Source organism: Paenisporosarcina sp. (assembly GCF_057785155.1).
Genome location: NZ_JBYNRN010000025.1, coordinates 120108 through 131326 on the forward strand (window position 1 = coordinate 120108; position 11219 = coordinate 131326).

Annotated in this window: 8 protein-coding genes; all 8 read right to left on the reverse strand. The window is 30.9% G+C overall.

The genetic code is table 11. The features are described 5' to 3' along the window. Nucleotides 1-2 precede the first annotated feature (2 nt). A complete protein-coding gene (locus AC3EA5_RS10730; protein ID WP_488608336.1) occupies nt 3-2621 on the reverse strand; it encodes a rhamnosyltransferase WsaF family glycosyltransferase in 2619 nt (872 codons plus the stop codon). A gap of 13 nt (nt 2622-2634) precedes the next feature. Beyond that, nucleotides 2635-4035: a hypothetical protein gene (locus AC3EA5_RS10735; protein WP_488608337.1), complete on the reverse strand. Its 1401-nt coding sequence runs from the start codon at nt 4033-4035 to the stop codon at nt 2635-2637. 14 nt (nt 4036-4049) lie between these two features. Further along, the gene (locus tag AC3EA5_RS10740; protein WP_488608338.1) at nt 4050-4955 is read right to left on the reverse strand and encodes a class I SAM-dependent methyltransferase; all 906 of its coding nucleotides are present in this window, start codon (nt 4953-4955) and stop codon (nt 4050-4052) included. A gap of 9 nt (nt 4956-4964) precedes the next feature. Next, nucleotides 4965-6251: an ABC transporter ATP-binding protein gene (locus AC3EA5_RS10745; protein WP_488608339.1), complete on the reverse strand. Its 1287-nt coding sequence runs from the start codon at nt 6249-6251 to the stop codon at nt 4965-4967. Further along, a complete protein-coding gene (locus AC3EA5_RS10750; RefSeq protein ID WP_488608340.1) occupies nt 6241-7050 on the reverse strand; it encodes an ABC transporter permease in 810 nt (269 codons plus the stop codon). Before AC3EA5_RS10750 ends, AC3EA5_RS10745 begins: the two co-directional genes overlap by 11 nt. A gap of 36 nt (nt 7051-7086) precedes the next feature. Next, nucleotides 7087-8664 (reverse strand): O-antigen ligase family protein, encoded by a 1578-nt coding sequence (locus tag AC3EA5_RS10755; RefSeq protein WP_488608341.1) that lies wholly within the window; start codon nt 8662-8664, stop codon nt 7087-7089. 15 nt (nt 8665-8679) lie between these two features. Continuing rightward, the gene (locus tag AC3EA5_RS10760) at nt 8680-9177 is read right to left on the reverse strand and encodes a tetratricopeptide repeat protein (protein WP_488608342.1); all 498 of its coding nucleotides are present in this window, start codon (nt 9175-9177) and stop codon (nt 8680-8682) included. Nucleotides 9178-10519: 1342 nt separating this feature from the next. Next, nucleotides 10520-11219 (reverse strand): ISL3 family transposase (locus tag AC3EA5_RS10765; RefSeq protein WP_488608343.1); only part of this gene is annotated, 700 nt, incomplete at its 5' end.

An 11219-nucleotide genomic window follows, 5' to 3' on the forward strand; every position in this document is an offset into this window, starting at 1 on the left:
GTTTATTTATTAGCATCTATTTTGGAAATAATTCTTTTTACTTTTTCTACATCTAATGCTTCCATCCAATCATGAGGCCAGTTAACCTTACTTCCTTCGTATCGATTCTTTACATCATCAATTTTTTGTAATTGCAGGATCAATCCATCCGCAATATTTTCAATATATGGTTCTGTTGTTAAAATATTGGTTGAAATATTAGAAAAGTATTCTTGAGATTTAATTCCATAAGTATTTGTAACAACTAACATTCCGGCAGAGGCCATTTCAATTGGTAATAAACTTGGATGCGGGGAATCCATCAATGAAAGTCCTAAATCGTGTTGAGGTAACACTTCTTTGTATTTTCTCATATCGAATTTACCAATATGACTAACTTTTGCTCCAGAAGGTAAATACTGCACCCCAACATCTCCTCCAATACCGAAAATTTCCCATTCATTTTCTGAAAAATAACCTTTCTCAACAGCTTTATCAATCGCTAATAATCCTATTGGATACAAATTCCTAGCATTATGAGGTTGGGGACGGGCATAGAAAAGAAGCTTTTTCTTCTTTTTCACTTCAATACTATTGACTGTTAATTGAAAATCCAATACCGGATTATTAAAATATTCTCCTTTATCACGGACTAAATTATTTTCAATAAAATACCTTTGTAAAATATCAGTAGAGAACAATGGGATTAAATCTAATTTATAACTTTCTTCAGCCAGCACACGATATCCCCCATGTTCATAAAAAATGGGTTCGTAATCTTGTGCTTGATATATAAACTTACTATTATTTGTAAATTTTATTGCTTCATTTGCAATATGTGCTGTCCACCATGAAGTTGCCACAAAAACATCATCAGACGAAATGGAAATTTCGTCACTTTCAGAAAAACATGTCTCAATCTCTATATTACTTATAAAATCACGGAGGTTTTCATCATGATTTTGAATTTTTTTCACTTCATCAACGGAAATGCTTTTTTGATCTGTAGCTAAGATTCTTACATTATTTCCAAGTTCATAAATAATCTTAGCAAAGTTAAACATTCCAATATAGCCCCCAAAGAAGTTCCTTGAATCTATACTAGAAATTAAAACATTATATCTTTTTTTGTCACTATTAACTTTAAATCTTCTTCCTGAAAACTTACGTTTATATTCGACTAATGCAGGATCAATTGTTAAAGAAGAGTTACTATTACTACTTGTCGATAGCAATCCTTGTTGTTTCATTTGGAGGTGATTTTTATTTTTATATCTCTTGACTAAAAATGATGACAATGGATTTGTAAATTGATTCGTCACCTTATTAAACAAGTACGAAGCCATAAGTATTATATTTAAGTCATTAAGCGTATGTTTTTTTCTATAAACCTTAAAACTTATTTTCATTAAGCCTTTCCCACTTAGTGTTCTTTGCATTATTCTCTTTTCTTTAGTATCTTCAATCATCCTAATGTTTGCATTAGTAGCTAATGTTATAATATGTTCACCGTTTTTATGTTTAAAATAGTACATATATTTTAAACTTTCAGCTCTATTGCTTTTACTTAAATAAGCTTTTAATTTTTTTATTAAATTTTTATTCTCGAAATCCGTATGCCCGATGACATTATCATTACCTTGTATATAATCGTAAAGTGGTTCATCGATGTATTCTATTTTCCCTTTTAAAGCTGCAATTATAGCTATCCATTGGTCATGAAAAACTGATCCGTTTTTTTGAGGAAATGGCAATAAATAATCTAATAAATCAGCTCTAAATATGGAAGCTGCTCCAGTTACAGTATTTGCAATTGTTAGTAAATCTACATCTTCACTATTATAGTAATTTTTCCGATTTACCCAATATGTATTATGAATGATATCTTGGTTTTCTCTAACAATTCTCATATCAGAATAAACCAATTGGATATCATCATTAAATTTAGAGAGACTTTTTTCAATTTTAAACGGATACCAATAATCATCTTGGTCAGCGAGTACTACAAACTTTGCAAATTCAGGAACATAACTTAAGCATCTTTCGAAGTTATTGTAAAAGCCAAGATTATTTTCATTTTCAATCAGTATAAATCGATTATCATTTTTAATTATACTTTTGATCTCATTAACTTTAAATGCTTGAGACCCATCATCACATAATATACATATCCAATCTGTATACGTTTGAGCTTTAATACTTTCAATTTGATTCAGAAAACGACTTCTATCTGGATTATAAGTGGCCATACAAATAACAACATCGGATATTCTGGGAAAATCAATTTTCGTTTCGGTTTTAAAACTTTTTATATCTACATTACTTAATTTTTCCTGCAAAACGTCACCATTCTTAAATTTAGCAGTTATCATTACTTTATATGTACCTTCTTCAAAAGAGCTATTAATTAGAATTGGTATAGTAAAACCAGAGAAAAAGGAGTTTTTGTGAAAGTTATTATAAATTGATACATCCGGTCGGAATATTTTAAATTCTTTAGAAGTAAATTTAAATGTTCCAATAGAAACATAGAGTTCCCTTATCTCCGCTTCACCAAACATCCAACCTTTTAGTAAATACCAACTTGAGTTATTATTATATAAAATTTGGGGTAAATCACTTTCTATATTATATTTTATCATTGTAATTCAAATCCTAATTCTTATTTTTTATTACATTCATTCTTCTAATTTTCTCCAAGAGTTTCCAACCCTTTGTTGATATCATTTTATTATAATGCACCGTTAGATTTTCAAATTCTTCATTTATTTTTTCAAATGATTCTATTTGTTTTTGAACTTTATTTTCCAGAATGATTTTTAACTCCTGATGATATTGGATTTGTTCTTTTAAAATATTATTTTTATGATTTGTATTATTAATTTTATCGTTAATATTATCTATTGAAAAATATAGACTGATTTTTAACTTCTTTGGACCCTTATTTAATAAACACTCATTTTCAAAAACTAGCTTTGGATCATCAGTTATATTTATGACTTTTAAAATAGTCTCATTTTTTTCAATAAGTAACGAACCTTCAAGGTGAACCATGCTATTTGCTAAATATTCTTCACTTTGTTCAGAATAAAGTTTTACTTCCATTTCGCTATAGGAAAGAATTGACCCAATATCTATTCTCAATTTTCTTATTGGACTACTTGGCAATTCAAATTCATATTCATTAAATGTTTCATGAATTATCTCCTTTGTAACTGATTCTTCTTCAAGAAAACCATTATCTACATCCCAAAATATTTGAATTTGTTCATTATCATTTGGCTGATTTATAAATTCATTAATCGTGATATCTTGGATACTTATAACTGGTTTATGGTACTTTCCTCTATACTCATACCAACTACGGCCACCGCCTACAAACTTCTTAAATGATTCCTCCATCTGATCATAAATCTCTATTCTTGCCAGGTTTATACCAATTATCGCGTACATCTCTACAATTGAAATAAAATTGTTTAAATATGAAGAATACTTTTCATCAAATAATTTAATTACTCGATACAAAATATATTCGATAGGTATTGGAAATTTAAAAACCCATTCATAATCAATTACAGTAGCTATCCCATTACTACCTATGATTAAATTTTCAAAGTTCAAATCTATATTTGAAATCTTTAATGAAGGCATGTTCGTTAAAAAAGAACCTTCTCCGAATATCTCCTTAAATTCTTCAGTTTCAAAGAAGCCAATTTGATCTTCATTCTCTAATAGTGACTTGTACCATAATAATTTCTGTTTAAAACCATTCATATCTTTTTTTACTACCATTCTTATCAATAAAACCGCTAAATTTTCTCCTTCAACAAACGGAAAAGTTATCTTATCATATAACAAATTAGGGGGGGCTAATTGCAATTTAGAAGCAGTTTTAAGCAATTCATAATTTGAATAGATGTTTAATATATGTTGAATGGAGTAATTAGAATAAGGTTGTTTACTTACATATCTGAGGCCATTATCTTCGAATATTATAGTTTTAATTTGAAATATATCTTTTCTATGTACACTATAACGTACACTTAAAATATTCATACTCTCACCTCATATCAATGTTCGCAAATTACTAAAAATGAATTTGCGAAAAAACTGAAATTATCATTCTCTATTAATGAATCAAATACAATTTCCTCATTGAATAATTGCAGACGGTCCAAATCATAATTATGAATTAAATCTCGCAACTCACCTACCTCAGGTAACCGGTCATCCGAAAAGATCTGAAAAGGCAATTTATAATCGGGTATTGGATAATAGAATTTAATATTCCTAAACCCAACTTCAGTTAATAGACTATTTAATTCTTTTTTTGAAAATGTTTTTGCATTCGAACTATTAGGGTAATTTTCAATTGAATCGAAAAATCTTTTAGTATGGTCTTCTCTGGCCCCAGCCCAGTACTTTAGTCCATATTTATTTTCAATCGCAATGAATAGTTTACCATTTGGCTTTAGTAAATTTTTCACATTTTCTAAAAGCATTTGAGAAGGATTTGTTGAATTTGAGAAAGAGGGTGCATATTCTAAAACTCCGATTAAAGTAATATAATCATATTTTTCATTAAACTTCATTTCATTGAAGTCTCCCACTATAATCTCAATATTTGATTTATTTGGGTTTCGATATGCATTGATTAAAGATCTTCTTTTTGAGAGTTCAATACATGTAACTTTAGCAACGCGTTGACTCAATTCTTCCGTTATTGCACCACACCCAGCACCTATTTCTAAAACATTATCATTACCTTCAAAAGGAAACCAGCTAATTATGTTTGATCTATACTTTGATAAATGATAAAGTATTGGCCATCGACTATCATTTTCAATTATTTGCTCATAATCTTGGTGTTCTTTAACTATCTTTAATAATTCTTCTTCTATATCACCATCGCTATACTGGTCTTCCCCTTTATAGTAAGAAAGATTTAACTTAACATTACCAACTTGTTCATTCATCTGTTTCACCTAATTAAAAGTAGATATTTCAATCTTTGAATTCATATCAAAATAACCTACTGTATTTTTTGTTGATATTACTTGGAATGATACAATATCGTATAGCCTATGATAAACCACAAACTCATCTTCTTCATAACCTGTACAGCCTAAAGAAAGAAGATAGTTTCCACCCTGCAAATTTACATTTTGATTAAAAGTAACCTCTAAGATTTCTTCTTTTTTTACTTTTGTGACCAATGCACTTTCAACCATTGTATTAGTTCCTGTTATCTCCGTTCCTTTTAAATCTTTTATAGTAAATGCAAAAATTGGAAAACAGATTTCTCGTTCGAATTGAACACGTATCTTAATAGAAAAAGATGTATTTTTATCTATTTGAGAAGCAGTTTCACCAAAATCATCAAATATACCGTAATCTATAATTTTTGCATAGTAATTACCATAATCAACATGGAAGGGATTAATTGTATAGTAATCTAACCATTTACTACTTGATAATACGTTCGTTTGATTTTTCTTTAACTCAATTTTTGGTATATCGTTCTTATTATCTTTTCTAACCAACAGCTTCTTATACATATCTACCATTTCTTTCGGGCTGCCATTTCCTTCTAATTTCCCTTTATTTAATACAATAACTTTATTGCAATATTTAATAACACTTCCTAAATCATGCGTTACTAATAATATTGTTTTCCCTCTATTCTTATACTCTTCAATTTTTTTATAACATTTTGCTTGAAAAAAAACATCACCGACTGCTAATGCTTCATCAACAATTAATATATCAGCATCAACATTTATGGCAACTGCAAAAGCAAGTCTTATGTACATTCCACTAGAGTATGATTTAACCGGTTGATCAATAAAATCACCAATATCCGCAAACTTTTCAATTTCTTCAAATCGTCTAACCATTTCTTCTCTTGATACACCTAAAATGGCACCATTGAGATAAACATTTTCTCTCCCTGTGAATTCTGGGTTAAAACCACTTCCTAACTCCAACAATGCGGCAATGCGTCCATTTACTTGAATACTCCCAGTTGTTGGCTCTAAAGTCCCAGCAAGCATTTGCAGTAAAGTACTTTTCCCCGAACCATTTACACCAATTATTCCTACTGTTTCCCCACGTTTCACATTAAAGTCAATACTTTGTAAGGCACTAAATTCTCTATAATATTTCTTTTTTCCAGTTGCTAAAAATTGTTTAAAGCGATCTACTGGCTTCTCATATATTTGATATACTTTTGATAAATTACTAGCTTCTATTGCATCTTCATTAGATGACATCTGCAAAACCCTTTCTTGTCTTTTTAAACCAAATATAGCCTAGTGAAGCAACAATAATACCGATAAACATTTCTATACCTAACCAATTCCAATGTGGCAATTCTCCCCAAATAATTACCCTTCTAGCATCTTCAACAACGTAAGTAATTGGGTTAAACCAATAAATGATTTGAAACTCTTTAGGTATTATAGATACAGAATAGAATATCGGACTTAAAAACATTAAAGCAGATACTAATAGATTTATTATAAGTCCTATGTCTTTAATAAATACCCCTAGCGATGCTAATATCCAAGAAATACCTAAGGTGATAAGGCAGAACGGAAGTAATATAATTGGAAACAGTATAATAGTCCAATTAACAGTGCCAACAATTATCATTAGTAGAAATAATATACCTAAACTTATTATAGCTTGAAATAACGAGGCTCCTAATGAAACTATTGAAAGTATCTCAAGAGGAAAAACTACTTTTTTTACAAAGTTGGGATTATTTGTAACAAGCGAAGGAGATTTAGTGATTACTTCTGCAAATATATTAAAAACTATTAGTCCGGCAAAAAGGACCATTGCAAATTCTAACTTATTTGTCTCTGCAGTTGTTCCCCATTTAGCGTTAAATACTACACTAAAAACAAAAGTATAGATTGTAAGCATTATCATAGGCGTAATAAATGACCATAAAATACCTAGATATGATCCTCTGTACCTTTCACTTATTTCACGCTTTATGAACTGTTTTATCAGTAGCCTACTACGATAGATTGATTTAACTTCATTATAAGTCGAACGTATCATTTAATCTCTCTTTTCCTTTATTTCACTTATCACTTTTTAATAACTTAATTTATTCTTTTTTTCAAGTATCAAAGCCAGTAGTACTCCAGCTGTAATCCAAAGCGGACCAGCAACCCCAGCTAACGTATCATTAAACATCGCCTGCAACAAAAATGCCAACCAGGCAATACCGAAAATTGCAATATTTCCATTTGCACTTTTATATTTGAAAATTTCTTTCAAGCTTTCAAATAAGGTCAATAGTATGATTCCCATAAAGGCAATAAAGCCCAGTATACCTGTTCCATATAAAACACCAACATACATATTATGCGATTTATCAACTATGACGTCTTCTGTTTCTAAGTTTGCTCGCGCATCGATGTTATTATGTGGGAAGTTATACATGAGTGAATCTAAACCATATCCTAACAAGGGACGGTCTTTAACTAAGTCAAATACGTATTCCCAAATATAAAGTCGACCCGAACCTGCACCTACCCCTGTTTCCGGTATGACGGGCAATTTAAAACTACTATCAGCTGCATATACTTTATTTCCTAAAATCGTAGAATTAATAGCATTATTATTTATAGAAACAGGTACATTCTTTATTTCTCCATAAGGATTTGAATCAACAAAAAATCCAATAGTTTCATCCCATACTTTAGAGTTATGTGTTGCTAACGCATGAATACTAATAGTAGAAAAAGCGATAAATATAAGAAATATGATTATTGAAAAGATTTTTTTGTCTAATTTAATTATCAGCCATAAAATAAATGGCATCATACAAATCATTGTTACAAAACCACTTGTAGATAAGGACATAAAAACAATTAATACAGATAACAATGACAACACCGAAAAGGCTATTTTATGGATCGTGTTCTTGCTTAGAATTGCTGCAGTAAGACTCATAACCGTAATAATGGCAAACATTCCACTCAAATAGTTTCCATGGTTTAAAGTTCCTAACAAAAACGAACCCTCACCAGGGCTCACTCCTTCAGGAAGAAATATAGAAATCCCATTATGAATCCAACCAACTTGAATCAAATCTTTTCCGAGAAAACTCATCGTTGTTAAGAATAAGTTAATTATAATTAATGGTGAAAAAGCATAAACAACATTTTGAATTGCTTTCTTCGGATAGTTTATATTTATTGCTATAAACATTAGTGTTAGATAACATAACCAACTAACGGCTCCATCTGAACGATCATGCAGGCCAGTTAATGCTATTGTAATATTTGGTGAGAAAATTGTTGAAATAATAATAACTCCTGCAAATATTCCTAAAAAATAATTCAGTATTGTCTTTCTGAGTGTTCCGTCCATAAAGAAAATCTTCGCTAAAAAGAGTATTGCTGAAATTACTGTAATGATTAAAAGTAAAAGTGATTTATAGTGCGTAAATACATCTCCTTTTATACCTGAGCTTAGTATTTCTGTAGTTGATATTATTGGACTAACTACTTCCTTAATGTGTCCAATAACAACCAACGGCATAAAACCAATTAACAATAGAAATAAACGAAAAATCCACTTGTCTATATTGGTACGTGACATTCGATTTTCGTCTTCATCAACTAGTATATTTTTTCTTAGATGTTCCTCATAAAAAGAAGCCATTTATGTATACCTACCTTAAGACATATTAATTATTGAATTTAGTAATTCTGTAACTATAGATTGATAATTAGGTATCTCCTCAGCTTCCCACCCCGCTTCTTGACATCTGCTTAAGACTACTTTGGCATCCTCATAATGTTCAGAGTGGTATAACGCCACTCCCAGTTGCAACATAAATACAGCATTCTCTACTAAATATGGATTCAGGTCTAATGTTTTCTGCATTAAAATGGCTGCCTTTTGATATTCACCAGTGTTAATAGCAATTATGCCTCCTAAGTAATTGACTGCCTCTGATTCTGGTTGTACTTTTAATAATTCATTTATATTCTGATTTGCTTCACCATAATTACCTGAAGTGACCAATTGACTAGCTTGTTGATATAAGGTATCTTCTACAGCAAATTGTTCGTCTTGGCCACTTGCCTTAACCTTTGCAACAATAACTCCCAAAATGACAAAGACAACCATTCCTAACAATATGTATTTTCTTATGGATTCATTTAAATTCATTTTCTTCTATCCCTTTCCAATATATTCTATTCTATTATACATGAATTACGCTGTTTGCTTTAATATTATTTTGTATTTGTTTAAGATTTTCTCACTTATCTGTGTACTAATTTGCAGCACTCTATTTTTAACGCTTTTATTACCGTGCTATTGCTTGTGATAACACGTTCTTCATATAGTTCCACCTTTGTTACATTTACATCTTCTAGCCTTGACTAATCACAAAACTATTCAACTGAATGCAACTCAAACATCTCCTTATATCTCTTTTAATAAGAGATTTGGAGAACCTGATACTTTTTTTATATCCCCACCATTTTTAATATAATAGGGCCTTTAGAAAAAGAAGCACATTTTAGGATCTAAATCAAATCGTAGAATGAATAGAAGTGTTTATTTAACTCTACCCAATTTGACATCTTCTAAAAATAATCAAAAGGAAAAGCTTTTGAAAATTTCCGATTTCCCACTCTTCAACGTCTAAGTTTACCTTGATAATTCCCTTGATGTTCAAGCAATCTTAATATCAGTGAAGTGCCTCTGTGGTCTCAACCTTCCTTTTTATTTTCTTTGTTTACTTAAACCACTTGAAGTAAATACTTTTTTAAGCTCATAACTAAACAGTTCTATCGACATCTAAAGCAACCGATTAAGATACTAAGGTATTATCATTATCTGTTATAACTTCACTATCCAAGAAGAAAACATACCGTATTCTCTTGCATTTTATGCAAACGAAATAATGCCTGTCAAAGGTAGACTCTCCCCTTGACTCCATCATTTGTACAGTAGATTGGTCAGCGATAATCACCAGGTTATTCAATGCCTTTCTAATTTCCGCTTTGAAAATTCGCCCATATTGATGGCATCAATTTTTACGTGGTTTTTTTTGTACTGTAAAATATCCAAAACTCCTTTGTTATGCGTTTACAAACGATTAATTGTAACATTCCCTCTCGGTTGTCACATTTGAATTTGTAATAACACGATAACAATTGAAGAGGTTTAATCTATAAGTGGCTTGGGAGAAATGTAGGATTATTGTATTCAACCCAATTTTCCAGCTCTCGTTCAACAACCAACCCTGTTTTGTAAAGTTCGAACAAAACTGCCGAACATTCACTACCTTGACCCTTCAACTCCAAAATATTTATGTAAATCTCTTGACGAAAAGAGTCATTTTACGACAAAAATGCAATATATTTTTTTATCTTCATTATCTACTTAGAAAGCCTTTCAACCCATCAGTATTTTAAGAGACATTAAACAAATTTGCATTAACTTTAGGCTTGTTAAAATGGTTCTCCGTCAAATGTTGGGGTGGAGTGAAAATCACTTCACCTCATCCAACGTGATATCCTATTTTTTTATACTTGTGTGTTAATAATATCTTTGCTCGGAATCGCATGAAGCTTCTAAAGCCAAATGCATTTCTCTTTATAACTTTTGTTAGGTTATTAATTCCTTCCAGAAAGCCATTCGAGAGATTGTAGGCAAAGCTATTTAAGATCTCGATTTGCCAATTCTGTAGGGTCTTGATGACACGGTTAAATTCCGGAATATTGGTTTGGGTAACGAGTTGATAAAATGATTGTAAAAGCTCTTTGGTCTGGAGAATCTCCTCCGGACCATTTTCTTTTGCCTGAACAAACCACTCATTAAACTTTTCTTTCAACTCATACGCTTGCTTAAGCTCATCTGACATGGAGAGATATCGATCTAAATACCAGCGATCTTCATCGGTTAATTTTTGAGAATTCCGATGGAATACATATCGCATCTTTTTACATTTCTTACGATCGTAATCATTCCAGGTAGACTGTATTCGTCTACGCACTCCATCAAGTGCCCAGTAAATATAGCGCACAAAATGAAATCGATCTGCGACAATAACAGGTTTTCCAAGTGCAGCGATTACCGCGGCTTTAAATGCGGGACTCATGTCCATAATGACAACTTCAACCTTGGCTCCGTACTTTTGGAGATAGTGTTTAATCGTCTTCTTATAACGATTTGGTAAAATGTCGATTGGTTCTTTTGTG